This is a genomic window from Paenibacillus sp. FSL H7-0442 (genome assembly GCF_038593105.1).
Taxonomy (GTDB): Bacteria; Bacillota; Bacilli; order Paenibacillales; family Paenibacillaceae; genus Paenibacillus; species Paenibacillus polymyxa_D.
In genome coordinates, this window is the sequence record NZ_CP151963.1 from 5,499,457 (window position 1) to 5,525,826 (window position 26,370).

Here is a 26,370-nt window from a genome sequence, read left to right on the forward strand (position 1 = left end):
TGTTGGCTGAATACGGAATCATCACACTGAAGATTGTTGTTCCATCTCCATAATCGCCCTTTCCAGCTGAGATTGTGGATGCTTCAGCATGTTGCCGTGACCGACAGCTAATAAAGATGGATCGAAACTCGCCAGCTTTTTGGCGCTTTTCAGCGAAATTTCCTTGTTCCAGGTAGCCAGTGCCGGAAAAGGAAACAGCGGTTTAAGCCTTCCCGATACCGCTATACCTCCTCGGGTCTGAATGGCGTCGCCTGCAATTAACGCTCGGGTACGAGTATCCAAAAATGCCATCGAACCCGGCGTATGTCCTGGTGCGCTGATCGCCAACAGCGAACCTACATGATCCCCATCCTCCAGTAAAACGTCAGGCTGGGTAAGGATATGCTTCGGTACATCGCCCCGAATTGGAGTATCCGGTTCCCCTGCCTCCAACGATACATCGCCCTGTAGCAGCGGTGCGTCCCGCCTTGAAATGAATACTTGCGCGTCAGGATACCTTGCCTTCAGCTTATCCAACGCACCCACATGATCCCCATGGGCATGGGTAAGTACAATTCGAATAATCGGCTGCCCGATCCGCGCCGCAGCCTGCTCTATACCACGGGTACTGTATGGCAATCCGGCATCTACTAAGGTGAGCCCCTCTTTCTCCTCCACCAAATAACAGTTCACCGGGAACAGCCGGGGCATAAACGTCAATTGATACAGATGCTGTACCTGAACAATACGCATTTCAGCTCATCTCCTTGTCTTCATCACAAACTAATTATATTAGTATTATAATTAATATAATTAGTTTTAAGCAACTGTTTTTGCTGCTATTCAGCCGGAGTTGGAGCTTGGGACTACTACGGGGACGATCACACTGAGAAAAACAGCAAAAAAGCATCCCCGGAACTCTGCCTCCGTGGATGCCTCTCAAAGCAAAAATTAGTCTTAGATACGAATCTTCCTGCACGCTCCCTTTGCCCAGTCTTGGGAATGGTGATATCGAGATGTCAGGAGATCCAGATATCATTGCAGAAACTTGGTACAACTTATACGAGAAAAAAGACAGCTTTGAAGAAACATTCCCAAAAGAAATGGATCCAACAACTTCATCCGTAATTACAGCCGGATTGCCTCAGCAATAGGCGTACTGCCAGACACCAGATTAATTGAACGATGATACGTCTGCTGTTCCTCCAGCACTGCTATGACCACTGCCGCCACATCTTCACGGGAAATGGTGTGGCTGGTGAAATCCTCACCGGTAGCAACTTTGCCGGTGCCCACATCATCCGTCAGGCCACCCGGACGAAGAATCGTGTAGTCTAGGTTGCTCGCTTCCAACAGGCGGTCTGCATAATGCTTCGCCACATAATACGGTTTAATGGATTCGGGCCACTGCTCCCGATTCTCCGCATGTAGGGCGCTGACCATTACGAAGCGTTGGATACCTGCTTGTTCGGCGGCTTCCATCGCCTTGACCGCTCCATCCAAGTCGATAAGCAGCGTTTTATCTGCACCTGTTTTTCCGCCGGAGCCTGCTGTGAATACGACAGCATCGCTACCTTTTATAGCTTCGGCAATTTCACCAACCGTCCCTTCGAGGTCAGCTACCACCGTTTCTGCTCCCAAACGTTCAAGCGCTTCAGCCTGATCCGAATGGCGGATCAACGCCTTTACACGATGCGATTTATTTTGCCCCAGTAGACGAACAAGATGTCTGCCTACTTTTCCATTTGCGCCAATCACCAGTACGTTCACTCATATCCCCCCTGTATTCAGAGTCTCTCATCTACATTATACAGATGTATTTTACCCTTCGGGTCTGCGACGCAATCATGTTAGCTGCATCAGGTTGAAATCAGACTTCTTTGGTCAGCTCACCATCTCGTTCTTGCTGCACACGTAGACCTGCCAAAAAGGTAGCCATCATCACCTCTATGCTCCGGTCCACCTCCACAGGCAAACCAAACCCGCCCTTTTGTTCAAGCGAGGCAAATCCATGAAGCAGGCTACGGAATCCCCTCGCTGCATGAATGCAATCTTCTTCCTTAAAGCCATAACCACTGGACAGGACGGTAATGACCAGCTCGGCCACGCGATCCGCAGCCTGCCTCATTTCGGTATCATTTCGATCAGTTGCATACTGCATCGCTTCATACAAACCGGGTCGCTCGCGAGCATACCGCATATACGCCTTCCCCATAGCGGTTAGCGCATCTGCGCCCGCTCTACCAACTGCTGCGCTCATCAAAGCTTCCTCCAACTGTTCGAGACTGTGCAATGCCAGTACTTGGCGCAGTCCGTTCAATCCGTCCACGTGGTTATACAAGGACGGAGGGCGAATGTGCAACTTTTGCGCCAGCGTGGTGAGCGTGACATCCCCCATCCCTTGTTCATTGGCAATGTCCTCGGCAGCCCGCAGAATATCTTGCAGCTTTACTCCGTTTCTAGGCGACATCATCCAGCCTCCTTTCATCGAATTTCTATGTAATTCGGTTCCTTATACATATACAGAATCGATCCAGATTCTATTTTAACTAATCCTGTTAGTTTATACAAAGAAAATGCCGTTTACCGCAGCCAACCTGCATCGAATCTTTACAGAAGAGCATAGCAGTCATTACTGATATAATAAAAAATAAGATCATAGAACGGATCTGATACCTTTCTCGATCCCCTACAAAGGAGCTAGCTATATCTATGGAACCCAAACCACTTCCAGCTATTGAATTTAACCACATCATCAAATATTTCACCGGGTCTGGACAACAACGTGCGGTTCTGAACGGGATTACCGCAAAAGTTTCCCCCGGCAAAATCACCACGTTGGTCGGTCCATCGGGGTCTGGTAAAAGCACGTTGCTTTCACTGTGTAACCTCCTAATGACACCGGATGAAGGGGAAATCCGTGTCCTCGGCAAACCTATATCGGAGTGGGAGATCCCTGAACTGAGACGGAAAGTCGCATTGGTTTTTCAGGATGCCCCCATGCTTCAGGGAACTGTCCTGTACAATCTCCAAACCGTAGAACGGCTGCACGGTACAGTTCTGGATGATCCTGCCAGCCTGTTGGAACGCGTAGGGCTCACCCGCGACCTGTTGGAACAGAAGGCGCAGGAACTGTCTGGCGGACAAAGACAACGCTTGGCCTTGGCGCGGACGCTTGCGAACCGCCCGGATATTTTACTGCTGGATGAGATTACTTCTGCACTGGACCCTGCCTCGGTCAAAGAGGTTGAGGAACTGCTGCTACAAATGAACAAAGAAGAGGGAACAACGATGATCTGGATTACGCATCATATGGAACAAGCCCGCCGGATAGGCCACGAAACATGGCTGATGATCGACGGAAGACTGATAGAACAAGCGGATACGGAAACGTTTTTTAATGCTCCGCAGCATAGTGAGACCCGCAAGTTTGTAGCAGGAGAATGGGTATGACGATTGTTGCCTTGATTCTCTCTCTCGGTTTTGTATTTATCGCCATTGTCATGTCCAAATCCTTCAAACTCGGTCTGGACCGAGACATGATCATCGCCACGATCAGAGCGTCCGTTCAACTGCTGGCGATTGGATATGTATTGCATTTGATTTTTGGGATGCAAAGCTACGGATTTATCGTATTATTCATTCTGCTCATGATTACCGTAGCCTCACAAAATGTTGCGCGCAAAGGACGATTTATCCCCGGTCTCATGTGGAAGTCATTCCTGACTTTGCTGTGTGTGGAAATCGTTACACAGACATTCCTCATTGGCCTGCATATTATTCCGGCGACAGCCCGATATATGATTCCGATTAGCGGTATGATCATTGGCAGCTCCATGATTTTGTCCAGTCTGCTGGTATCCCGGCTCAAGTCGGAAGTCCTGCTGCGCAAGCCTGAAATCATGCTCATTCTGGCACTAGGCGGCACGCCTAGACAAGCCATCTTCCCTATACTCAAGGATTGCATACGTTCCAGTATGATTCCAACCATTGAGGGGCAGAAAACGCTGGGGCTTGTCCAGCTTCCCGGCATGATGACCGGACAAATCATCGCAGGTGCCAATCCGATTGCCGCTGTGCGTTTGCAATTGCTCATCGTATTTACCACCATGACCTCTGCTATTTTGACCAGCGTGCTGCTCAGCCTGTTCATTTATCCGGCATTATTTAACCGCCAGCAACAACTGCACACCGAAGCATGGGAACACTAATCAGGTGAATATCCCCAGTTATCTGCTATTTGGAAAAATAAAAGGGACATGTTTAATTCCTGACACAAAGGTTAATAGATACACGTACCCGCTTTACTAAAATTCGATGAGGAGTGATTGAACATGGCTAACAACAACCAAAATGGCAAAATGAGTCGCGAAGAAGCAGGACGTCTAGGTGGAGAAGCTACTGCTAAAAATCACGACAAAGAATTTTACCAAGAGATTGGCGAAAAAGGTGGCGAGGCCACTTCCAAAAATCATGGCAAGGACTTCTACCAGGAAATTGGTGAAAAAGGCGGCGAAGCCACTTCCAAAAACCATGACAAGGAATTCTATCAGGAAATCGGACGCAAGGGCGGCGAAGCCCGTGGCAATTCAGACCAAAGTGATAGCGACGGGAAAATGAGTAGGGAAGAAGCAGGCCGCAAAGGCGGCGAGGCTCGCGCACGCCAACGTAAAAATAATTGACAATAAAGCTATGCCGTCGGTGCAATCCTATGAAGAGGCACAGACTGCGTATAAACACAAAGTAAGTTGACGTTTATGTTATAAAAGCCTATCTGCCGGAAGAATGGCAGATAGGCTTTTTGTGTAAAAGTTACTTTCAACATCGGATCATACACCTTACAATATACATAAACAGGATAAATAACCAATCATACATATTTTATTACAAATGAAAGAATGGATTATGGGAGGTTGGTGCGAATGTTGATTACAAAAAATAAAACGGCTGCAACTATTTTAAAAATTATATTTTTTTCACTAATTTTCAGCTGGATTTATTATTATTCAGGTCATCACTCGACAGAAATCGCTAAGCTAGTTAAAACTACAGATGATTACTTGGTCATACAGAGAGATACTTTTAACGGAGGTGGATATAAAGAATTATATATTTCCTCAAAGTCCGCGATCCCTCCTCTGGTTATAGGCAAACAATATTATTTCGTGTCTGATCAAAGGTACTTTCAACACCCATATATCCGCTATGTAGAGGAGTAAAGCAGAACAAGAGAAAAAAACACATGCAACTCAAGTCAAATATTCCTGCATTCCGGCTGTTAAGATGGAGTCGAAAGGAGGGAACGCTCGTGTATGAATGGAACGAAATGGTTCAGCTTATGATCGATTGGATTGATAATAATCTTACTTCAGCACCTTCGTTGTTGAGAATGTCCAATCAGTTAGGCTACTCCCCTTACTACTGTACAAAACAGTTTCATTCCCTTACAGGAATAACGTTAAGGGATTATGTGTGGATGCGCCGGATTAGCCGTGCCGCGCTAGAACTCCGAGATGGCAATGTCCGCATCCTCGATGTTGCAATAAAGTATGGGTTTTCTTCACAGGAGGCTTTTACACGGGCATTTGTAAAAGCATTCGAGGTAACTCCGGCTGTATACCAGAAGGAGCCCCGACCTATTCCGTTAGCCATTCGCGTTGAGGTGTTCTCTCCTTATCATTACCATTTGAAGGAGCGGGATAAGATGGTTAAGGATCATTTGCAAGAAGCTGAAGTCAAAATCGAGCATATACCAGCACACAAATTTATTGGAATCTGGGATACCTCTTCTCGAAACTACGGTGATTTCTGGAGAAACGGTCACAATTGTGATGAAATTTGCGGAACATTGGAAAGCATGTCTCATCTCAAGCTTCCCGAACAATTGGGCCAAACTGCGGGCTGGTTCTATCAGGATGGTCAGAAGGGATATCTCTATGGAATACCGGTTGCCGCTGACTACGCCGGAGAGATTCCCGCAGGAATGAGGTGCCGGGACATCCCCGAATCAGATTACCTGGTGTTTTTCCACCCACCCTTCAATTATTTAAAAAACAATGGAGACGTTATGAGAATGGTGGAGGAGAAAGCTTGGAACTTTGACCCTAGCAGCCTGGGGTATGAATGGGATGAGGAAACAAAGCAAGATTATCAGCGGCATTTCCCAGAAGGATACGGATACGCAGTGTTACGTCCAGTAAAAAAAGTGTAGAGAAAAAGAATCCGAAGAAGCCGCTACGATCAGGATGCTGTTCATCGTCTTGCTAAAGTCTGTTGAAAAATAATAACAGTTTATTACTGACGGGTTCCGTTTTGAGGTGCAATACACATCGAATTGACATTGTGGACACAATCCGATGTAAATACAGAATAAACCGATTCACTGAATCATACAGTTGTCGGTTTATTCTTGATCAGCATTTTTAGTTTGCAAGTAACTATCAACGACGTTAACCCATTGTTCCCTTACCACTTCCGTTGTTTCCTGCGAATACAAACATAGTAGCAAACGGCTCACTCATGATAAAATATCCTGTTCTTTAATTCGTTCGACTTGATCATTACTCTACTCTTTAATTAACTTGCCTAGGTTGCGGGTACGATTCATCCAACCATCAACATCCCATCCAAATCATATATCGGGAGTATATCGTAAATCGAAAAGTCTGAAAGAATCCAGCGTCACTCAAATTGTGGAGGTATAGAATATGAGCTCTGTCTCAAAAGTAGCTTGCATATCTATTTTAGGTCTTACTTTAGGTGCGGGAGCAGCACAAGCTTCTTCGACACATATTATCGTTAATAATTCAATTGTATCCTCTGATGAAACTTACCAATCTCATGGGATTACCATGGTCCCATTAAACGCTGTTCAAAGTTTACCTGGTGTATCCATCACATGGAATAATAGCACCAAGACAGTCACAATAGATCGTAACGGTGAAAAAACACTATTAAAAGTTGGGCAGAAAAGTGCAACGCTTGGTTCAAAAAGTATAACCTTGCCTGTTGTCACTACATTGAAAAACGGACGGATTATGGTCCCTCTCCGATTCATTGCTGATTCATCCAATGCGTATGTCTCCTGGAATCCAAAATCACAGACGGCCTATGTAGCGAAAGCAAACAATGAAATAAAAAACAAATATACTTCGGATAAGCTTAATGTATCCAGAGGAGCAGCAATCAAACTTCCCAAAGTTAGCAATTTAAAAGAATATACACCCAAAGGGTATGAAAATCTGAACACAGACTATTATTTTCCTGAAGGCAAATCAAATTCGTTTTTTATTCAGGAGATGGATGTTATTTCATACTATAAAATCAGCAACGATTGTAGTGTATTAATATGGACAGCACGTTTTGACTCAACCAAAAGGGAGAGCAGTGGTCTATCCTTTTTGCCTTATAAATTAGTGGAACAAGACGGCCAGAAACCTACAATTCAAGGGCGAATAACCCATTTTAATTTCATGGCCGCTGTTGGAGAAATCAGTTACAATCTCATTGACAATACTGGGAAAGAGATAAACCCAGGGCAAAAACCAGTTGATCCAACAAATTTCTTTTTTGATATCCCTGATGAACAAAAATGATCGAATTGACTTTGCATGCGTTCTTTTCCTCTTACATTAATAAAGACCAGAATCTAAGCTGGTACGTGGTAATAAATTGATACAATATTGGTTTGGAGGTATAGGCAATGAAATCTTTTCGTTTTTGGCTAGTCCTAATCTCGTGTCTAGTTATTACTGTAAATATTATGGGGAACGACGACTATAATATGCTATTGGCTATCGTTAGCCCGTTGGTTTGGATGTATGAATCATTTCGATTTGTGCGAGAAGCAGACATCCCCATAGCCATTGTTTACTTCACTACACTAGTTTTCTGGTATCTTATTGGATACGTTTTGGATCGTTTGATTAGAAAATTGAAAAACTAAAATCACTTGAAGTTATCTTCTAAATTGTCGTCTACTTTGTCAGGCTCAAACTCGACCGTTCTGTTTCAAAGCGATAATCATCAGACAGTGAAAGCATCTTATTGTAATCGCGACTCATAGAAGCGTTCATATATTCTGAAAATGTCGAGACAGCAGTCTCTTTGGGCTTATCGGGAAGTTTATAAGGCTCCTTATCCCCTCCAAAACCCGTAACAATTACGGTCAAACCCCCTCCTAAGACAACCAAGCAAGCCAACTTATTACGCGATACAATCCTCAATAAACAAAACCCTCTTTGTTGTAAATTTTACCACCTATTTTCAACGTATCTCAACTTAAAAAGATGCTATAAAACGCGGCATAACTTCTTGTAAAGTCCCATTCATTTAAATCCAAGGTCATGCCTTTAATATAATTTTATTTTAACGTAAATACTCACTGAACACCTTTGTTACCTTATGTAATGTCTTCTTCCCATCCTGTAAACTAAGTTCTATCAAGCGGTAACCGCTGGATCATAGAGAGGATGAGATATTTATGAGTTTGGATAATAGAGTTTTTGCGATACAAGCTGGTCTGGACGGACGTGTAAATGCAGTTATAGATCAAACCCTTGCCGAAAAGCGTCTGATCGGCACAGTCGTCATGATATATATGGATGGTTCACCCGTGTATGTCCGAGCGGCAGGGCTGGCTGATCGAGAAGAACAACGTCCTATGCAAGAGGATGCTTTATTTCGGCTTTCTTCTGTATCCAAACCGATTGTATCTACTGCGGCTTTGGTTTTGGCAGCCCAAGGATTGATTAAGCTCGATGAATCTATTGAACGCTGGTTGCCCGATTTTCGCCCCCGATTAATCAGCGGTGAGCAGCCCCCCATTACAGTACGCCAATTGCTGACACATACTGCCGGGTTGACCTATGGCTTTTTAGAGGAAGAAGGCGGGGGTCCCTATCATCGTGCAGGCGTATCAGATGGCATGGATTTTTCAAATCTTACGCTGGAGGAGAACTTGCAACGTTTGGCTTCTGTGCCTCTGTTATATACACCGGGTAAAGCATGGGGATATTCAATTGCCACTGATGTGCTCGGCGCTATCATTAGCCGTGTATGTGGCACAACCCTTGATGCAGCTGTTAAAAAGCTCGTTACCGAACCTCTCGGTATGCACGACACCAGTTTCGCGGTCGCGGATGCCGGACGGCTTGCGGCTCCTTATGTCAACGATATATCAGAACCCCGGCGAATGCGTGAGCTTGAGGTTGCGCAGGTTTTTGAAGGCACCGCAGGACTTCGTTTTCAGCCTGCACGAGCCTTTGATCCCACGGCTTTCCACTCTGGTGGCTCTGGTATGATTGGCAGCGCAAAAGATTTCATGCGACTGCTGGAAACACTGCGAAACGGCGGCAATCCGTTACTTTCAGAGGAATGGGTCCGCGAAATGGGCACCATCCAGACCGGGAGCCTTCCCTTGGCAGGCTGGCCGGGGCGGGGTTTTGGATTAGGATTCACCGTACTCCAAGATCCCGATGAAAGCGGAACAGCAGAATCACCCGGAACGTGGCGTCTCGGAGGAGCTTATGGTCATTCGTGGTTCGTTGATCCCGCACTAAGACTCAGTGTGGTCGCCTTTACCAATACAGCATTTGAAGGGATGTCAGGTCCGTTTACAACCGAGCTTTGCCAAGCCATTTACGGTAGCTCAAATAGGGTCTAATAAAGTAGGGGTTACATGTTTATGGTCTACAGGCGAGGACAGGACAATTAACGTGGTAGAGTGCCCATGCTTTCCACACTCATCCCCGAACTGCTCCAGCTTGAGCATAGACTCAACCATGACTTTCAGTAAGTAATTTTGCTCGCCGCTGATTCTATGGCACTCAATGACTTCAGGTGCAGATTGGCAAAACTCAACAAATGAATTGCATTGATTCGTGTGCACGAGCACGTGAGCCATGATCGGTTTTCCAACTTTCTCATGTGAAACTGTGGCACGATATCCGGTGATAATACCTTTATCCTCCATGCGCCGTACTCTTTCCGTTACGGCAGGCTGGGAAAGTCCAACCTCCTTACCCAGCTCGGTCATGGAGATACGCGCCTGGTTTTGTAGACACAACAAAATTTTATGATCCACTTGGTCCATCAAATCCATCTCCTTAAGTTCAAGGCAATATTGTAAAAATACAATTATTATTGTGTGTTATTTCGAGTATTGACTTATTATTTTATGATTTAATGAAATATTAGCATGCAAAATCAAGGACGTAAAGTAGGAGGACATGGAGAGGGAATGAAACTAATGAAATATAGTAAGCCTCTGCTTTTCATCGCACTTGGCCTATTTGGTGTATACACGATTGAGTTCGGTGTGGTTGGCATTTTGCCGGTCATCATTGAACGTTTTCATATTACGGCAGCTCAGGCCGGGTTTCTTGTCAGTTCATTTGCATTGATCATCGCGCTGTTCGGTCCCTTCATGGTGCTATTGATGTCCAGGTTTAACCGCAAGCGAATCATGACAATATCGTTGTTTGTTTTTGCCATAACAAGCTTGCTGTCAGCCTATACATCCAACTTTTATCTACTAGTGATTTTACGTATCATTCCGGCTCTGTTTCACCCGGTGTACTTCTCGCTTGCCTTTGTCGCCGCTACTGCGTTGTATCCCCCGGAAAAGGCAACGCAAGCTTCCGCCAAAGCCTTTCTCGGCACGAGCATGGGAATGGTACTCGGTATTCCAATTACGGCCTATATCGCCAATCAAATTTCATACGAGGCCTCCTTCTGGTTTACTGCGGTAGCGAATGGGATTGCAGGGATTGGTATTTTATTCATGCTGCCGGATACACCACAAGCCGAAATGTTCTCCTATCGGAAGCAGCTTGGCATTTTGCGTAAAATACCGCTGTGGCTCAATATCGGGGCAGCTACTTTTATTTTTGCAGCCATGTTCTCGGTGTATAGCTATTCTGCCGAATATTTGGGACAAAACACAGGGATGAGCAGCAATGTTATCAGTTTTCTGCTTATTATTTTCGGCATCGGCGGAATGCTCGGCAATCTATTGGCTGGCAAGCTCATGGGCTTGCATAAGGTACGCACCGCTCTTTTTCATCCAGTAGTCTTGGGGGGCACCTATTTGCTGCTGTACGGGATCAGTTCTTCATTCATCCCTACCCTCTTCATCATTATTGTGTGGGGGGCCGCTCATACCAGCGGACTGATTGTCGCCCAGATTTGGGTGATTGATGAGGCCAAAGAAGCTCCCGCGTTTGCCAACAGTCTTTACATCTCGTTTATTAACCTAGGGGTTTCGCTGGGCTCGCTGGCAGGGGGATGGTTTATTGCCAGAGCCGGTATCCAGGGGACGCTGTGGAGCGGTTTGCTGTTCGCCATGCTGGCGATGGTATGTATCGGGACTAAAGTAATTTATCCACGTATTTTTCGAAAATATAAAAGGTTAGATGTGCAAAACTAAAGAGTTGCAAGAGGGCCAAGCCTGTTATCATAAAAAAAACCGGTCAACACTTTGTATGGTGTTGAACCGGTTTTTGTTTAATGATTTATTCCTGCCTGTCGGATTGGATTAGAATGAAACATGCACTTCGTTGCGAATTAAATCAACGTATAACCACCATCCGGGAACAGCACGCTTCCGGTGGTAAGCTTGTTCGCCATCAGATACAACACAGTATGTGCAATTTCCTCATTATACCCCACCCCGGTGTAAACAGATGGTCGAATGCTCCGACTTTTTCAAAAAACGCCTAAACCTCTTCCTCTATTTGATTATTAAGCACGTTGATTATGTAAATTCGTATTATTCTCAGCTACCCTATAGGGATTATATAATAACTATTTTAAAGGAATACTTATTTTTATTCAGATGGGCTTCCCTGCACTGAGCTTTTGCGATAGGATGTCGGCGACTGGCCCGACCAGCGCTTGAACTGTCTGCTAAAATGCGCAATATCCCCATAGCCGAGCATATCGGCAATTTGTTGCACCGACCATTGCGGATCAGCCAACAGCAACTTGGCCTCATGCAGCACAAGCCCGGATAGATATACACGGGGGGAAACGCCGAAAACACTACGGAATACACGATTACAATGGGATACGCTAATACCTAACTCGGAGGAAATCCCCTCGATCCCATCCTGTTTTTCCACCGAGCCAGCCTGCCCATAGGGCTGATTCACTCTGCCCTGAAGACGACTGGCAATCTGATGGGCAAGCTCTGCCTGCACATATCCACGCCCTGGCAGATGAGCGGCTTCGCTGGATACAGCCTCCCACAACGTTGCGAACAGTTCAAACACAGCAGATTGAATCCGCATTCGCTTTGCCACCGAATCACTACCAATTCCTATGTCTTCCGGCGTTGAAAGATCGAGCAACTTGCCCAGCGCTGGTCCCATCTGCCCTGCCACTGTGCCTTCAGCTGGAAACAGCACCTGCTCCAGACGACTCAGCAGCGAGAGAAACAGCTTATCATCAATGTCGAAATGCATACAAAAATACGTAAATCCCTCTCCGTTACTATGACTGGAGTGAACAATCCCCGGACGCAGCAGCACCAGATCACCCTGTCGCTGGGTATAGCTACGACCATCCACAACCATGATCTGTTCTCCCGCAAGCACGATGTTAATTTCATATTGAGGATGCTCGTGTGGCGGATAGCTCCAGTCTCTTCCCACACTTCGTGTATGAATGGCAAACAGATTGACTGTGGTCCGCACATCGGGAAAAAAGAATTCCTCTCCGGCAGCTGTAAGGTCCGGATGATGGGGACGCTTCGGTAAACGTGGTGACGACATGTTTTCCCTCCTGGCTTACTTACATGGATATACCCCAGTATATCGCTTTCAGCGCGATTTGGATAAATAGTTGAGCGATTTGACAATGGTTCCCCACCACATGACATGCTAGGCTCTAAGTGAAGTTAATCAAAGTTGAACTTTATCATGAAAGGGGTTTCATTATATGTCGAAAAATATATTTTATAACACACAGCATGCACCTATCGGTTCTTTTTCCAGCTTTACACTTGGGTTTAAGGGTAATCGCGGCGGACTTGGTTTGGAGCTGGGCAAGCCTGCCGACGAAAATGTATATATCGGGCTGCAATCCAGAGATGGCGAATCATACGAGGCGCTTCCCTTCTTTGCATCCACACAGGATGAAAGTGCCCGCTACGACGTGGAGAAAAAGGGTAAACGAACGGAACCGCAGCTTATGGCCTTTGCTGATTCCGACATTACCCGTGAGCTAAAAGTAGGAACGGATACATGGCAGGCCGGCGATTTGACGTTCCGGCTGTACTCTCCTGTTCGCCCGGTACCCGAGCCGGGAACCGCAGGTATGGATGAGCTGCGAGCAGCGTTGGTTCCGGCGGTATTCGCCGAGCTAACCGTCGATAACACGCAGGGGACTGCAGCGCGAAGAGCTTTTTTCGGCTATCAGGGCAGTGATCCGTATAGCGGCATACGCATTATAGGAGAAGATCCGCGCAGGGACACTACGGATTCTACCCCATTGGAGGAAAGACTCACAGGCATCGGCCAAGGGCGCAGTACAGCCATTGTGACCAACAGCAGCGAAGCAGTACCTGCCAGCGGATTTGCAATGGAGAAGCTGCTTGGGGAGACCATGGCCGAGAATTTATCCTTTGGCCTGGGCACGACGGGTGCGCTCCTGATGGACGTTCCCGCAGGTGAGAAGCGCACATATGCCTTCGCCATATGCTTCTATCGCGGCGGCATTGTGACAACAGGCATCGAAGCGTCGTATTACTATACCCAGCTGTTCAAGGATATTGAGGACGTGGGAAACTATGCGTTGAAGCATTTTACAGACCTGACTGCAGCCTGTGTTCAGGCTAATCGCTGGATGGAGTCGGCAGACCTGAGCCCGGACCAGAAATTTATGCTCGCTCAGGCGATCCACAGCTACTACGGCAGTACTCAACTGCTGAGTCACCAAGCGGACGGAGAACCGATCTGGATTGTGAACGAAGGCGAGTATCGGATGATGAATACCCTCGATCTGACGGCGGATCAGCTTTATTATGAATTGATTTTGAATCCATGGACGGTACGCAACGAGCTGGAGTGGTTTGTCCAAAGGTACAGCTATCGGGATGAGGTACGCTTTCCGGGAGAGGAACAGACCTATCCCGGTGGTATCACGTTTACCCATGATATGGGCGTAGCCAACGTGTTCTCCCGGCAGGGATACTCCTGTTATGAGCTGGCAGGGATTGACGACTGCTTCTCTTACATGAGCCACGAGGAACTGGTGAACTGGCTTTGCTGCGTCACGGTATATATCGAGCAGACACAGGATCAGTCATTTACGACACGTATGCTACCTGTTTTGTGTGACTGCTTCGAAAGCATGCTACGACGGGATCACCCCGACCCGGCACAACGAAACGGCTTGATGGGCTTGGACAGCTCTAGAACCCGGGGAGGCGCGGAAATTACGACCTACGACAGTCTGGACGTATCTCTGGGTCAGTCCCGCAACAACATCTATCTGGGCAGCAAATGCTGGGCTGTATATGTTGCTCTGGAAAAGATATTTGCCTCAAAAGGGCTTAACTCCCTTTCACAGGAGGCTGGCTTACAGGCAGACAAATGCGCAGCAGCGATCACAGCACATATGACAGACAAGGGCTATATTCCAGCAGTTATTCAGGAAGGTAATGACTCGCAGATTATTCCTGCCATTGAGGGACTGATCTTCCCTTACTTTACAGGATGTGAGGCTGCGCTTAAGCCTGATGGACGGTTCGGTGGATATATCCAAGCACTGCGGCGCCATTTGGAAACTGTACTGGTACCGGGAGTTTGTCTGTTTGAAGACGGAGGCTGGAAGCTGTCCTCGACCAGTAACAACTCCTGGCTGAGCAAAATCTATCTGTCACAGTTTATTGCCCGCGAGCTGCTGGAACTGCCTTGGGAAGAAGCTGGGCAGGCCGCAGACGCTGCCCACGTCTCATGGCTTCTTCACCCTGAAGAATCCTATTGGTGCTGGAGCGATCAGATACTCTCCGGTATTGCCCATGGCAGTAAATATTATCCGCGCGGAGTTACCGCTATTTTGTGGCTGTATGAAGGCAACGGCAACCGTCTGACTCTCCCAGAGCATATGAGTCAGGATCAGAAACAGCATGTCTGAGGATCATCTTCACCTGCCCAAAAGGAGGCTCCAATATGAGCAAGCTTATGGATATGCCAAAAGAAAGCGGCTATGCGGCTTGGCTGCATTACAGCCGCAATAGTAAGGTACAAAAGCTGCCCGCTTGGTGCAGGGTCATCGTGGTCCATGAGACAGATGAAGTGCTTCAATCGGCTGCGAGTGAGCTTCAGCACGGATTGACCTCCATGTTTGGACAGCAGCCGAAAATCAGCACCGTTCCTGTAAATGCGCCATTCATTGCGCTGGGTACGTTCCCAACGCATCCTTTGGTCGCAGAACGATTCAGTGCGGCGGAACAGGCAGAAGTGGGCGCGGAAGGCTACCGAATTCGCGGGCTAGAGATGCCAGATCCGGCATATTCAGCTTTGCACAGTAACGATGAGTTCAAAGGACCGTACGTTATAGTCGCGGGGCAGACCTCCAAAGGCGTATTGTATGGAGTCTTTCATCTGCTGCGCTACCTTCAAGGAGGATTAGACGGCAAACTGAAACCCGCCGCCGAGGAATCATTGCATGCTCCCCTTCTAGACCTATTGTCTAATCCAGCTAATCCCATCCGTATGATCAACCACTGGGATAACATGGATGGTAGTATTGAACGCGGGTATGCGGGTGGGTCCATTTTCTACGACAATAATGCCTTTACTGCAAATATGGAGCGCCTGCGAGACTATGCCCGTCTACTCGCTTCTGTAGGCATTCAAGCGCTATCCATTAACAATGTGAATGTCCATCAGGTAGAAACCGAGCTGATTACAGATAAATTCCTACCGGATGTGGCCAAAGTAGCTGCGGTATTCCGCGCCTATGGCATACAGATCTACTTGAGCATTAACTATGCCAGTCCTATTCAGCTCGGCGGGTTAACTACAGCCGATCCCTTGGAACCAGCTGTAGCTGAATGGTGGCAGACCAAAGCCCAGGAAGTTTACGCCGCCGTTCCTGATCTGGGTGGTTTTGTGGTCAAAGCCGATTCCGAAAATCGGCCCGGACCGTTCAGCTACGGGCGCCATCACGCCGATGGAGCCAATATGCTGGCAGATGCGTTGCAGCCCTATGGCGGACGTGTGATTTGGCGCTGCTTTGTCTACAATTGCAAGCAGGACTGGCGCGATCGCAAGACGGATCGGGCCCGCGCAGCCTTTGACCATTTTAAACCACTGGATGGGCTGTTTCGGGAAAATGTCATTTTACAGATCAAAAATGGTCCCATGGATTTTCAGGTGCGGGAGCCTGTCTCCCCCCTGTTCGGTGGGCTGGAAGCCACTCAGGTGCTACTGGAATTTCAGATTGCGCAAGAGTACACCGGCCAACAGAAGCATCTATGTTACCTTGTTCCGCAATGGAAGGAAGTATTGGATTTTGATACTTACGCCCAAGGAAAAGGCTCCACCATCAAGCGTATTGTGAGTGGCGCCCTGCATTCTCCCAAACCTACCAACTATGGAATAGCCGCTGTATCCAATATTGGTGCAGACACCAATTGGACCGGACATTTGCTCGCCCAGTCCAATCTTTATGGCTATGGTCGACTGGCATGGGACCCGGAGCTGTCTGCGGAGGAAATCGCTGATGAGTGGGTTCGGCTGACGTTTGGCAGACAAGGGAATAGCGAAGGCGACACAGATTTAATTTCTACCATTAAGCAGATGCTGCTCGATTCATGGAATATCTACGAATCCTACACCGCCCCTCTGGGGGTCGGCTGGATGGTCAGTCCCGATCACCACTATGGGCCGGATGTAGACGGGTACGAATATTCCAAGTGGGGAACCTACCATTTTGCTGATTGCCGAGGGATTGGAGTAGATCGCACGACCGCAACCGGGACCAGCTATGCAGGACAATATTTTGCTCCCCATGCCGATATCTATGAATCTACGGACACCTGTCCGGATGAGCTGCTCTTATTCTTTCACCATGTTCCTTATACACACTTGCTCCATTCCGGCCAAACTATCATACAGCACATTTATGATACCCATTTTGAAGGTGCAGAACGTGCGGCCCATCTTCGAGACACATGGGTTAGTCTACGAGGGCAACTGAATGATACCATGTATGAACAGGTGCTGGAGCGGCTGGAGCATCAGGCAGAGCATGCCAAAGAATGGCGGGATCGGATCAATACGTATTTCTACCGTAAAAGCGGTATTGCCGACCAGAAGGATCGCCCTATTTATTAAGCAGGCTGTCTCGGCTTCCATGGAAATTAAAATTTTATAGAACAATGATAACTTAAAGATACTGATAACATCCCCACTCCTTGGCAGCATCCGATTTAGAAGTATCAGATAAAAAGTGATTAGCTGTTGGAAATAGGCCGTGTTTTACCTGAACTGAATCTCATATATGGGCGACTGGTTTTTTACCAAGACTCTTCAGATTTCAAAAAGATGGCTTTCATCAGGAGTCATCTTTTTTGTATCCATTGAGCATTATCATAGCAGTTACCCTTACGGGACATCGACTATTTGACTTTGAGTTTTATCAATGAGCACATGTGTTCTGGGGGTGAATGTAATGCATGCCTCAATGTCAGAGCTTCTGTTACACGTTCCTTGAATGACCGACTTTTAATTTTAAAACTTTAGTTGTATTTTTTAATATCACTGACACTTTCTTAATTAACAAAAGAGAATGGATGTGAGATAGAGTGAAAATACAATCGATAGGATTACCAAACTATAATATTAAAACTGCTACAAACAAAGAAAACAAGGGTTTAGAAATAATTCATGCTGAACAGTTTTGGAAGCGGAATATTTTTGGATCTAATGTTGTCATTGCTGTGTTGGATACCGGAATAGATATGAAGCACGAAGATCTACAAAACAACATCATTGGTGGGAGAAATTTCACTTCAAACTATGACAATGATCCGCATAACTATCAGGATGGCAATGGACATGGGACTCATGTTGCAGGAATTATTGCAGCTAACAATAAAAAAGTTAACATTGGAGTTGCCCCTCAAGCCAGCATTCTCATTTTAAAAACGTTAACCAATGACGGAGATGGAGATATTAATAATTTAATTGAGGCTATCTACTACGCAATATTATGGAGAGGGCCCAACGGAGAAAGAGTTAACATTATGACAATGTCTTTGGGTACCAAAAAAGACAATCCTCTTCTGCATGACGCTATTCGCTATGCAGTGGGACACGGTTTGTCTATAGTCGCTGCTTCCGGAAATGATGGGAATGGGGAGAGTGATCGGGAATATAGATATCCCGGTGCTTACAATGAAGTCATAGAAGTTGGGTCTATCGGAGCAACAAAATTAATTTCAAAATTTTCCAACAAAAACGAACAACTTGACATTGTCGCTCCGGGTGAAGACATATATTCCACATTCCTTAATAATAAATATGCTTCTTTTAGTGGTACATCTATGGCAGTCCCCTTCGTTGCTGGTGCATTAGCATTGATCATCGAAGAAGGCAGAATCCTATTCAAAAGGGATCTTACTGAACCAGAAATTTATGCTCAATTAGTTAAAAGCAGTTCGCTGCTCTTTGGAAATCCAGCTATAGAAGGAAACGGAATGCTGAATTTGTTAAAGAGCTTTGGATAAGTTGATCTATAATTAAAAACTTATCGCCTACTAAGAAAAAACGACTCATGACCTGATTAATGTGAAATATAACTATAATTACAATCATACAAGAGAATCAGTTCATGAGTTGCTCTCTCACCGCAAAACTTCTGTAGAATGGTCTTATGAAAGTATTTTTCTCACAACCACCCTATGTCTATAATTGCACGATTTTAGAAAGTCTCTAGGCATGTTTTAAGTTCAAGTTAAACACTTCGGACGTAAGACGTTAGAACACTAGTGGCTTCCAAGAAAAAGCGTCATTACTTATTAGGAACTCCCTCCCTCAAGCAGTAGAACTCCAAGTAAAACTTATATATTCCTCTCTAGTTTTGAAATGCTCCAAATACACGAGTTCCTCTTTCAAAATGCTGTGAAACGATTCAACGCAGACATTGTCATAACAATTCCTTTTTCGGCTCATGCTGCCTTTCATGCCGTATTCCACAAGCTTTTTCTGGTGTTCCTGAGCCGCATACTGACTGTCCGATCCGAATGGTGCAGAACTTCACTGGCAGGACGGTGAGCCTGGTAAGCACGCTCCAATGCTGAAAGGACCGGTTCCTTTGTCATCCAAGATCCCATTTGGAAGCCCACAACCTGTCGGGTATACAGGATCCATGACGCTGGGCAGGTAAAACCATCCTTCATCCATACTTCCCTTGGCGTTTGAGCAGAAAACTGCTGGTTCGGGTGTTTTTCATGGACGGGCATCTGATATTTGGAATTCGTTGTCGCTTGGTATTCTTCACGATCCTGGATTGAAGGAACAGCTGCCTAATTTTCTGCTCGACCTGACTTCTTCGCTTCTTTCGCTCACTGCTCTTTTGGCACCTCGAATGAATTTGGTTTTATTCTCGCTTCTCGTCTCTCGGTGTCCACTTTTTAGTCTAACATCAATATGGGCATTTCATGTATGCAGCTTTAATAAAAGGGGGAGGAAAACGATAAACTTATAAATATTGGGTTGTTATATCTAGTACATAACTCACTTTTATAGTTGTAACAAATTAAATCGAAAGGAGAAATTAAATTATGAATGAGAAGAAAACTACTCAGGCAAATGCTTCCCAGCAAGAGCAAGTGCAGATTCAAGCGGAAATTGGCTGTTACCAACTGCCTAAATGCTGTGGCTTCGGACCTGACTGCCCAGCAACATATCGCGGTGTATTTAAGAACAATCCGGTCTTTTATTCATGTGGCTGTTCACCTTAATGATTAGCTTTTGATAAGATTTGTGCGTTATCCGCCTTTATATTTCAATTTTAGAGGAGTGTATATAGTTATGATGAATATAATTAATGGTCGACCTATGACAATAATCGAAACAACCGATTTTTTAACTGAGCTTACAAATAGCCCTGATTATAAGAAAATTTCAAAATTAATTGATACAGAGTATTCGAAATTTTCTCTTGAAAACCTAAAAATCAAAGCTACTTTTGTGAGTGACTTATATACAACAAACAAAAAATTAAATGTAGGAAAAATGATTTATTTCATTAGTGAAGATAAGAAACTTGTATTTCATGCCTTTGGTTATAATGAAATTGACAGTACAGAAGTTACTTACTCCCTTGGTGTAGATATTTTAGAGGGGAACGAATTGAAACAATTAGATGTGAAAAAAGGAAGAACTCACGTCACTAATTCACCTTATGATGGAGTTGATCTAGACGTAGAGGTGGAAACTCCACCTTTTCATGACGAGACATACACCCCCGGAGAAACTAACAATAAAATTACTACTGCTTGGGATCCTACGGAGTTTTGTGCTCCTGGTGGTTATCAGCATTGTGGTAAAAACTGTGGATACAATATGGCTAGAGGTGGGGGCGCCCCCATTAACGAATTAGATGAATGTTGCGTAGCACACGATCGTTGCTGGGCAAATTTCGGCGAAGGTAACTGCGAGTGCGATGGGATTCTCGAGAACTGCGCTCGCAGATATAGAACTCAATATTATATTATAGCTAATGCCATTATCATTTATTTCGAAGGATGCTAATAGATAATACTTAAAATGTATAAATATCTCCACTTCTTAATATAGTACTATCCCTTTCAAGTAGACACTCAAAAAAACCTTATGTCACATGAGGAAAGAGTAAACTTGAAGGGGATATTTCCATATAGAAAGGGTAATTTCTTTTTCAGAAGAAGCAGAACAAGAAACTGTTCTATAGACCTCTACTATTTGAAAACGATAATATTAAGACGCCTTATGATAAATATGTTTGTACTGATTAGGAACATGTAGCCTTAAGCAGAATAAGAGCAGGTACCTTTCCTTACTATTTATTTTGAGCCTCAGCTGATCTTTGCAATTTTTTAAAAAGATTTCCTTACAGCTTGTCGCGAGACTCCCTGTTCTCTCGCTACTTGAACAATCCGTTTTTCTTTACCTTGAACAATTATCAGTCGGAGGACTTAAAAACTAATTTTTTTACTCATTGGACACACCTCAACTAAGTTTGATTGTGTTCTCCATTCCCCGTGTCTAAACGGAAACCACCGGCAGAGAAACGTGGGAAGTTTGCGGTAGGAAGTCAATTCAAGAGCGCGTCAAAGAAGTATCCTCTTGGGAGCCTTTCGTTCTGGAACTGGATTCGGTAAACCCAGTCGTGGGGAAAGCAAAAACTGTTTAGCTACCTTCATCAAACTGAAGATGCGTCTGTAAACCGCGATAAAAGTGCTGGAGCATGTTCTTCCTCATCAACCACCTCCCCGAAAATGTCTGGACTGGAAAATCACTCACGAACGATTTACAGAGGAGCTGTTGCACTGGCTCTACAATCCGTCATTTAATCATTGTTATCTTTCTTCACTCTTACCGTTTAAGGAATTCAAATTGAGCTATTTCGGTTGTGCTATGATGAAGGAGTTAATAAATTGAGATTCATCTGCACGAATGTATTTTGGTAACTATATTTCACATGATCAGACCATAAGCTGAATATTTACTTCTTTGGGACCGCCACAATAATCGGCATGTAAATAAATTTAAAATTCATCAGTAAATTATTATTTATTGCAACTTTTTCCTGTCTTCATTCGTGGTTGTAGTGAAAGGAGGAAAGAATGAACCTAGAAACTCTTTACTCCAGCTACTTTAACGACTTGTATAGATACCTGCTTTCCCTCTCCTGTAATCATTTCGTTGCAGAGGAACTAGTCCAAGAAACTTTCTTTAAAGCCTTTTTACATCTTGAGGATAATGAAATTGAAAATATTAAGGCTTGGTTGTTTAAAGTTGGATACCATGCATTTATTGATTTCACACGACGAAAAAACAAAAAAAATGCACTTATTGAAGAAATTAAGGGACTAGAATTACTGGATAACAATACTCCGGAAAATCAGTTCATAGAGCGTGATCAATTAAGCCAGTTAATACAATCAATTCATACTCTACCCGAAAAAGAATCCCAAGCCATCCTTTTATGTGATTTACATCAATTCAAAATGCACGAAGCAGCTGAAGTGCTGGGGTTAAATCTTAACACTTTAAAAAGTCATATTTATCGTGGGAGGAAAAAGTTAAAAACGATTCTTGAAAAGAGGGGCATACTACATGAAGAAGGATAACGATAACGAACAATTTCTCGATAAAAAAAGTAATAATAGTAATTTAACATCTAAAGAAGATCAAGAGGCGACTAATAATGAATACAATGAGTTGTTTAAAAAAGCTAATTTAGATTTCGGGACCACTTTACACTTTGAAGAAAAAGCTTCAAAAGGAATTATTAAATTAGCAAAATACCAAGCAAAGATAAGTACAATCCTCATTGTTCTAACCATTTTACTTTTAATTGTACCTGTTCTAACACTTTGTTCCTATTTATATTACGGAACAGAGAACCGAGCTAACGACTTGTTAGACACCACTAGGAATTTAATCTACGTAACTGAACCTAATACAATGTTAGAAGAAGGGTTTGATGCTAGAATCGGTTTTTTTTCTATGGACGCGAATTTTAACACTTTAAAACGTGTTGGGAAGCAAAGTCTTAATTCTGAGGCAATCAAAGTGCATTACACAATGAAACAATTTTCTGCCGTGGAACGGCAATCTAACACAAGTATACCTGTATCTGAGTCAAATAAGAATCATTTCATTTTCCCAAGTAACAACCTGAATCTTGATAAAAATAAGGAGTGGGAGGTTTTAAACGGTTTGCCTTCTGGGTCTGTCGCCGAATTGTACATTTCTTTCGATGATTTGTATTCTCCCCAAGAAGTGGAACATAAGCTCCCCAAAAGTATTGATACTCTGTGGCTTGCAGTAAACTCAGGAGTGGAGAACTCACAAAATAGTGAACAAATAATTCCTTTGGGGTACCCTACGCATTCTGATGCCAATTTATTTTCTCCGTTTTTCGAGGCTGAGGTTGCTAAACAAGGAATTGAACCTATATTTCTTAAAATTGTTGAACAGTTGGCTCAGCGACAAAAGCTAATATCTACTTTTCCATACTACCAGAATACATCTTTCTCTAAACGTTTGGATTATATAAAGAAAAATGGAATCCTCACCTATGGAGTCGTCGTTACTGGGCCATCTGAAGAACTAAAAAAACTTAAAAGTAATAAAATGGTGCGCACAATAAAAGTTGAGGAGGTAGAGTTATGGAATTGGCATTCTTAAAAAATAAAAAGAGAACCCTTTTACACCCCATAATAGGAATGATATCTTTCTTGTGCGGTATTTTTTCATTAGTTGAATTGAATATTAACTATTTATTTCTCTCTTCTTTTTTTCTTCCTCAAGCACTATATAGCATACCAGTACTAGGAATTTTTTTGGGAATGGTAGCACTATTTACAAGGCGATCTAAAATGTATGCATGGTGGGGGATTGGACTGAATATTTTTGTACTCCTCTTCTCTTTCGTGATATTAATACTCTCTTGGTCAATTAATCCTAAGCCATAATACGAAAGATTTGATATATACATCGCACTATTTACTAACTTAATTCGCATTCAAACAAAACCAAATAACCAGTCGCCGATAGATTCCAGGCGACTGGTCGCTTAAATTGCAATATGTTTTGATATCCCACTCAAGACATTCCCGGCTTACAGCACCAGACTTAATTATCTGTCTCTTCATTTTTTTTATTTACAAATTCCCAAAAACCAGGCACTGATTTCAAGTCATATCTATAGATTGCCTCAATTAATTTTAAGCTTACTTCTTGTCTTAAGTCATTACGATCTTGAGGTTTTGTCTGTGTAAGAGATTTTTGAATTTTGGGATTGAATTTTTCAATAATAGTTGCTATTGCTCGTGCGTCTCTTTGTTGTGCTTTCTTAATTAGATTCATAAAAGAGTTCACTGCTTCTCTCCCCTTCACATAACGAATTACTTGCTCTATTTTCCCGAGAGTATTGAGGATTGATGCCATTGATCATAACAGATTGGACTGTACTGTTCTTTTATATAATCCAGTACTATAATTAATCCACTTTACGCCAAAAAATCTCTAAGTTTTTTTAATGCCCTAGTTCTTGTTTTTGAAACGGCCTGCTGTGATACGTTATTATTTTTAGCAATTTCAGTATCCGAACAATTCATGACATATGAAGCACTCAAAATACTCTTTTCTTTTTCCGTTAATAAACTTATCGCTTTATGTAGCTTTGAACTCGTTACCACGTCTTCTATTTTAACTGTTCGCTTATCCTTCAAGAATTCATATTGTGTACATACATCCTTAAAAAGATTGTGTGAATCCTCTTCCGGTATTAACACGTTTCTTTTTCGGATTCTTCTTTGCTTCTTGTCAAAATCTATCGAAGCATAATGTATCAAAGATGATATATAGGTTGTAAAACGAAGTTCTAAAAAGAATTGTTTGAATTTTTCATCTAGTTCCTTATTATTAGCATCAGATGGAAACATAATACTTTCTTTGAATAAAGCATAGTGCTCTGGGTCATTCAAAAACTCATTTATAATTTTTTTTCTTGAAAGAATGCTAACAATTTCAGTAAAATTTAGTATGTAAGAGTTCATAATTTCCCTCCTAAATAAACAGTATGTTTAATCAAAGTGATACAACTTGGCGAAACCACAACCATAAATGTCTAAAAAGATATTTTTTTAAAAAAATTGTTAAAAAACCTTGTGAAAGGCTTTAGTATCGAGATTATTTGTGAGAATTTGAATTCTAATCGTGCTATATTAATTAACTTGGACATTGTATAATATTGGATTTTCTTATTTAAAACCTCTTATAACTAATCACTAAAAAATAATCTTGCCTGAATTAAAGAGTTATTGCTACGAAAACAAAACATTTACATCGCGAAGTGATTACCGGAGTATTACGGCTCTGTATAAACTATTTCACTATGGGGAAGCTCAATGGAAAGTAGGAGAATTTTTTCGTATACTTTGTTGTGATGCCTATTGTTACGATGATTGTTTATATTTATCAGCATGAGCCAGTATAGAGTGGGCAGTGTATCTCAGACCGAAACAACCGATTTTGAGGATCGACCATGTCTCTAAACATGACTTGATTGACTTGAGTTGAAAATACGCCTTAATAAAACAAAAAAATCGTTACAAAACACCAACGACTGATTTTCGAAATTAATGTTATGGTGAAGAAGACAGACTGGAAATGGTTCTGAAAAAAACCTTTTTCGCACACCCCCAATTAATAAAACGACGTAAAAAGTTTAGTTTTCTCTACATAACTGGTAATATCGCAATTTAGGATTGAATGGGTATATATAAAAATTCATGATAAGAACACAGAAAAATAGAAATTTAAAAGCTTTGAATATTTATCACTTAACTAAAAAACAAAACATTTGGTTCAGGTTTTGAATAAAATGTTTATGAGCGTTAGCTCTTTGAGAAATGAAAAAAGCCGCTTCCTAAGAGGAAGCGGCTTTTCGCTATATGATTTAAGTTGAACTTACAAGTACTACTACTCAGTTAGATCATGCCCCTTTTCCTCCTTCCTAATACCGCTTAATTAAACCCTATAATTAGGGCAGGAGGCTCGGTGGTAATATTTTTAAAAGCAGCCGTCTCGCTTCCATAACACTATTATGCCCCATCCGTTTAATCTAAATTTTAAGAGTTCAACTCATATAATTGTAATTCACGGTTTATCAAAGGAAAGGAGCACTAATCCGTACAATGTTCAGGATTAAAGTTACAACCACAAATTGTGACACCTACTTTATCGTAGCACGCGGATTCAATTTTTTTAAGATGATAAGCATATTTCTCACATATCTCCTGGTAAAACAAAATATCACTAGGATTTTCAGTTTCCTCTATTTTTTTACTTAGCTTTAATAGTTCAATTTTAAAATTATGATGTCTTGATCTCCAAGCGTGCAATTCTTCCAACAGGATCGCCTCCAAAATATTTTATGTTTAATAAAGTGGGGCAGCGGACTGATAGAACAACCTAAAAAATAGAAACTATTTTTGGGTTGTACTTTTTAAAACTACTATCACTTTACTTCTCAAACACCAATTAAGTTTGGGGGTATAGCCAAGAGGCTAAGGCAAAGGTCTGCAAAACCTTCATCCCCGGTTCAAATCCGGGTACCCCCTTGCTAATTTAATTCGATGGGAGAGAAAGGTAATGTTAAATG

General features: G+C 43.3%; 25 protein-coding genes, 1 tRNA gene and 1 pseudogene. 17 read left to right on the top strand and 10 right to left on the bottom strand.

All coding sequences use genetic code 11. The features are described from left to right. Window positions 1-21: 21 nt before the first annotated feature. The 3 genes from MHH57_RS24310 to MHH57_RS24320 form a co-directional block, all read right to left on the bottom strand. On the bottom strand, window positions 22-732 hold the full coding sequence (locus MHH57_RS24310) for an MBL fold metallo-hydrolase (RefSeq protein ID WP_209947642.1): 711 nt from the start codon (window positions 730-732) through the stop codon (window positions 22-24). A gap of 375 nt (window positions 733-1,107) precedes the next feature. Continuing rightward, window positions 1,108-1,749: an SDR family oxidoreductase gene (locus tag MHH57_RS24315; RefSeq protein WP_342434628.1), complete on the bottom strand. Its 642-nt coding sequence runs from the start codon at window positions 1,747-1,749 to the stop codon at window positions 1,108-1,110. Window positions 1,750-1,849: 100 nt separating this feature from the next. Further along, the gene (locus MHH57_RS24320) at window positions 1,850-2,449 is read right to left on the bottom strand and encodes a TetR/AcrR family transcriptional regulator (protein ID WP_165145764.1); all 600 of its coding nucleotides are present in this window, start codon (window positions 2,447-2,449) and stop codon (window positions 1,850-1,852) included. 242 nt (window positions 2,450-2,691) lie between these two features. On the opposite strand from MHH57_RS24320, the gene MHH57_RS24325 reads away from it, so the two are divergent. The 6 genes from MHH57_RS24325 to MHH57_RS24350 all read left to right on the top strand — a co-directional run bounded on the left by MHH57_RS24325 (window position 2,692) and on the right by MHH57_RS24350 (window position 7,574). Further along, the gene (locus MHH57_RS24325; RefSeq protein ID WP_165145761.1) at window positions 2,692-3,432 is read left to right on the top strand and encodes a phosphate ABC transporter ATP-binding protein; all 741 of its coding nucleotides are present in this window, start codon (window positions 2,692-2,694) and stop codon (window positions 3,430-3,432) included. Then, window positions 3,429-4,190, top strand: coding sequence for an iron export ABC transporter permease subunit FetB (fetB, locus tag MHH57_RS24330; protein ID WP_165145758.1), 762 nt, complete (start codon window positions 3,429-3,431; stop codon window positions 4,188-4,190). The genes MHH57_RS24325 and fetB overlap by 4 nt, the downstream gene beginning before the upstream one ends. A 123-nt stretch (window positions 4,191-4,313) precedes the next feature. After that, a complete protein-coding gene (locus MHH57_RS24335; protein ID WP_029518726.1) occupies window positions 4,314-4,661 on the top strand; it encodes a general stress protein in 348 nt (115 codons plus the stop codon). A 240-nt stretch (window positions 4,662-4,901) separates the two neighbouring features. Beyond that, on the top strand, window positions 4,902-5,198 hold the full coding sequence (locus MHH57_RS24340) for a hypothetical protein (RefSeq protein ID WP_029518727.1): 297 nt from the start codon (window positions 4,902-4,904) through the stop codon (window positions 5,196-5,198). Window positions 5,199-5,287: 89 nt separating this feature from the next. Continuing rightward, on the top strand, window positions 5,288-6,190 hold the full coding sequence (locus tag MHH57_RS24345) for an AraC family transcriptional regulator (protein WP_029518728.1): 903 nt from the start codon (window positions 5,288-5,290) through the stop codon (window positions 6,188-6,190). Between the two features lie 496 nt (window positions 6,191-6,686). Further along, window positions 6,687-7,574 (top strand): copper amine oxidase N-terminal domain-containing protein, encoded by an 888-nt coding sequence (locus MHH57_RS24350; protein WP_342434629.1) that lies wholly within the window; start codon window positions 6,687-6,689, stop codon window positions 7,572-7,574. A gap of 381 nt (window positions 7,575-7,955) precedes the next feature. Here the strand turns inward: MHH57_RS24350 and MHH57_RS24355 are convergent, their stop codons facing one another. Then, window positions 7,956-8,150, bottom strand: coding sequence for a hypothetical protein (locus tag MHH57_RS24355; RefSeq protein ID WP_340957347.1), 195 nt, complete (start codon window positions 8,148-8,150; stop codon window positions 7,956-7,958). 311 nt (window positions 8,151-8,461) lie between these two features. Here MHH57_RS24355 and MHH57_RS24360 point away from each other — a divergent pair, with 311 nt between their 5' ends. Beyond that, window positions 8,462-9,643, top strand: a complete 1,182-nt coding sequence (locus tag MHH57_RS24360; RefSeq protein ID WP_342434630.1) for a serine hydrolase domain-containing protein — start codon at window positions 8,462-8,464, stop codon at window positions 9,641-9,643. Here MHH57_RS24360 and MHH57_RS24365 read toward each other — a convergent pair. Then, window positions 9,629-10,072: an Lrp/AsnC family transcriptional regulator gene (locus tag MHH57_RS24365; RefSeq protein ID WP_029518733.1), complete on the bottom strand. Its 444-nt coding sequence runs from the start codon at window positions 10,070-10,072 to the stop codon at window positions 9,629-9,631. The genes MHH57_RS24360 and MHH57_RS24365 overlap by 15 nt on opposite strands. A gap of 156 nt (window positions 10,073-10,228) precedes the next feature. On the opposite strand from MHH57_RS24365, the gene MHH57_RS24370 reads away from it, so the two are divergent. After that, entirely contained in the window at window positions 10,229-11,407 is a 1,179-nt protein-coding gene (locus tag MHH57_RS24370; protein ID WP_342434631.1) for an MFS transporter, read from the top strand. A gap of 137 nt (window positions 11,408-11,544) precedes the next feature. Here MHH57_RS24370 and MHH57_RS24375 read toward each other — a convergent pair. Both MHH57_RS24375 and MHH57_RS24380 read right to left on the bottom strand, forming a co-directional pair. After that, window positions 11,545-11,646, bottom strand: a pseudogene (locus MHH57_RS24375) (dehydrogenase); the annotation flags it as partial. A gap of 161 nt (window positions 11,647-11,807) precedes the next feature. Beyond that, the gene (locus MHH57_RS24380; protein ID WP_029518735.1) at window positions 11,808-12,752 is read right to left on the bottom strand and encodes an AraC family transcriptional regulator; all 945 of its coding nucleotides are present in this window, start codon (window positions 12,750-12,752) and stop codon (window positions 11,808-11,810) included. 166 nt (window positions 12,753-12,918) lie between these two features. Between MHH57_RS24380 and MHH57_RS24385 the strand changes: the two genes are divergently transcribed. The 8 genes from MHH57_RS24385 (at window position 12,919) to MHH57_RS24420 (ending at window position 23,677) form a co-directional block, all read left to right on the top strand. Continuing rightward, the gene (locus tag MHH57_RS24385; protein WP_340957352.1) at window positions 12,919-15,117 is read left to right on the top strand and encodes a glycoside hydrolase family 52 protein; all 2,199 of its coding nucleotides are present in this window, start codon (window positions 12,919-12,921) and stop codon (window positions 15,115-15,117) included. A 35-nt stretch (window positions 15,118-15,152) separates the two neighbouring features. Next, window positions 15,153-17,324, top strand: coding sequence for an alpha-glucuronidase family glycosyl hydrolase (locus MHH57_RS24390; RefSeq protein WP_342434632.1), 2,172 nt, complete (start codon window positions 15,153-15,155; stop codon window positions 17,322-17,324). A 470-nt stretch (window positions 17,325-17,794) separates the two neighbouring features. Then, entirely contained in the window at window positions 17,795-18,718 is a 924-nt protein-coding gene (locus MHH57_RS24395) for a S8 family peptidase (protein ID WP_342434633.1), read from the top strand. 1,056 nt (window positions 18,719-19,774) lie between these two features. Next, a complete protein-coding gene (locus tag MHH57_RS24400; protein ID WP_342434634.1) occupies window positions 19,775-19,954 on the top strand; it encodes a hypothetical protein in 180 nt (59 codons plus the stop codon). A 70-nt stretch (window positions 19,955-20,024) separates the two neighbouring features. Next, on the top strand, window positions 20,025-20,747 hold the full coding sequence (locus MHH57_RS24405) for a hypothetical protein (protein WP_029518741.1): 723 nt from the start codon (window positions 20,025-20,027) through the stop codon (window positions 20,745-20,747). Window positions 20,748-21,820: 1,073 nt separating this feature from the next. Further along, entirely contained in the window at window positions 21,821-22,327 is a 507-nt protein-coding gene (locus tag MHH57_RS24410; protein ID WP_342434635.1) for a sigma-70 family RNA polymerase sigma factor, read from the top strand. Then, a complete protein-coding gene (locus MHH57_RS24415; RefSeq protein WP_029518743.1) occupies window positions 22,314-23,390 on the top strand; it encodes an anti-sigma factor in 1,077 nt (358 codons plus the stop codon). The genes MHH57_RS24410 and MHH57_RS24415 overlap by 14 nt, the downstream gene beginning before the upstream one ends. Further along, on the top strand, window positions 23,372-23,677 hold the full coding sequence (locus MHH57_RS24420) for a hypothetical protein (protein ID WP_029518744.1): 306 nt from the start codon (window positions 23,372-23,374) through the stop codon (window positions 23,675-23,677). Before MHH57_RS24415 ends, MHH57_RS24420 begins: the two co-directional genes overlap by 19 nt. 160 nt (window positions 23,678-23,837) lie before the next feature. On the opposite strand, the gene MHH57_RS24425 is transcribed toward MHH57_RS24420, so the two are convergent. From MHH57_RS24425 to MHH57_RS24435, 3 genes are all read right to left on the bottom strand, one after another. Then, complete coding sequence (locus MHH57_RS24425) at window positions 23,838-24,071, bottom strand: helix-turn-helix domain-containing protein (RefSeq protein ID WP_049817044.1); 234 nt, start codon at window positions 24,069-24,071, stop codon at window positions 23,838-23,840. Window positions 24,072-24,214: 143 nt separating this feature from the next. Beyond that, window positions 24,215-24,763, bottom strand: coding sequence for a sigma-70 family RNA polymerase sigma factor (locus MHH57_RS24430; protein WP_029518746.1), 549 nt, complete (start codon window positions 24,761-24,763; stop codon window positions 24,215-24,217). Between the two features lie 1,128 nt (window positions 24,764-25,891). Next, complete coding sequence (locus MHH57_RS24435) at window positions 25,892-26,119, bottom strand: hypothetical protein (protein WP_025683859.1); 228 nt, start codon at window positions 26,117-26,119, stop codon at window positions 25,892-25,894. Window positions 26,120-26,257: 138 nt separating this feature from the next. On the opposite strand from MHH57_RS24435, the gene MHH57_RS24440 reads away from it, so the two are divergent. Next, window positions 26,258-26,329, top strand: a tRNA-Cys gene (locus tag MHH57_RS24440). The last annotated feature ends 41 nt before the right edge of the window (window positions 26,330-26,370 follow it).

Bases quoted from the DNA above. Each gene is read 5' to 3' on its own strand.
- MHH57_RS24320 (WP_165145764.1), bottom strand. From the start codon at position 2,449: ATGTCGCCTAGAAACGGAGTAAAGCTGCAAGATATTCTGCGGGCTGCC.
- MHH57_RS24425 (WP_049817044.1), bottom strand. From the start codon at position 24,071: ATGAATCTAATTAAGAAAGCACAACAAAGAGACGCACGAGCAATAGCA.
- MHH57_RS24400 (WP_342434634.1), top strand. From the start codon at position 19,775: ATGAATGAGAAGAAAACTACTCAGGCAAATGCTTCCCAGCAAGAGCAA.
- MHH57_RS24385 (WP_340957352.1), top strand. From the start codon at position 12,919: ATGTCGAAAAATATATTTTATAACACACAGCATGCACCTATCGGTTCT.
- MHH57_RS24405 (WP_029518741.1), top strand. From the start codon at position 20,025: ATGATGAATATAATTAATGGTCGACCTATGACAATAATCGAAACAACC.
- MHH57_RS24410 (WP_342434635.1), top strand. From the start codon at position 21,821: ATGAACCTAGAAACTCTTTACTCCAGCTACTTTAACGACTTGTATAGA.
- MHH57_RS24325 (WP_165145761.1), top strand. From the start codon at position 2,692: ATGGAACCCAAACCACTTCCAGCTATTGAATTTAACCACATCATCAAA.
- MHH57_RS24350 (WP_342434629.1), top strand. From the start codon at position 6,687: ATGAGCTCTGTCTCAAAAGTAGCTTGCATATCTATTTTAGGTCTTACT.
- fetB (WP_165145758.1), top strand. From the start codon at position 3,429: ATGACGATTGTTGCCTTGATTCTCTCTCTCGGTTTTGTATTTATCGCC.
- MHH57_RS24380 (WP_029518735.1), bottom strand. From the start codon at position 12,752: ATGTCGTCACCACGTTTACCGAAGCGTCCCCATCATCCGGACCTTACA.
- MHH57_RS24340 (WP_029518727.1), top strand. From the start codon at position 4,902: ATGTTGATTACAAAAAATAAAACGGCTGCAACTATTTTAAAAATTATA.
- MHH57_RS24415 (WP_029518743.1), top strand. From the start codon at position 22,314: ATGAAGAAGGATAACGATAACGAACAATTTCTCGATAAAAAAAGTAAT.
- MHH57_RS24335 (WP_029518726.1), top strand. From the start codon at position 4,314: ATGGCTAACAACAACCAAAATGGCAAAATGAGTCGCGAAGAAGCAGGA.
- MHH57_RS24370 (WP_342434631.1), top strand. From the start codon at position 10,229: ATGAAATATAGTAAGCCTCTGCTTTTCATCGCACTTGGCCTATTTGGT.
- MHH57_RS24390 (WP_342434632.1), top strand. From the start codon at position 15,153: ATGAGCAAGCTTATGGATATGCCAAAAGAAAGCGGCTATGCGGCTTGG.
- MHH57_RS24310 (WP_209947642.1), bottom strand. From the start codon at position 732: ATGCGTATTGTTCAGGTACAGCATCTGTATCAATTGACGTTTATGCCC.
- MHH57_RS24420 (WP_029518744.1), top strand. From the start codon at position 23,372: ATGGAATTGGCATTCTTAAAAAATAAAAAGAGAACCCTTTTACACCCC.
- MHH57_RS24430 (WP_029518746.1), bottom strand. From the start codon at position 24,763: ATGAACTCTTACATACTAAATTTTACTGAAATTGTTAGCATTCTTTCA.
- MHH57_RS24365 (WP_029518733.1), bottom strand. From the start codon at position 10,072: ATGGACCAAGTGGATCATAAAATTTTGTTGTGTCTACAAAACCAGGCG.
- MHH57_RS24360 (WP_342434630.1), top strand. From the start codon at position 8,462: ATGAGTTTGGATAATAGAGTTTTTGCGATACAAGCTGGTCTGGACGGA.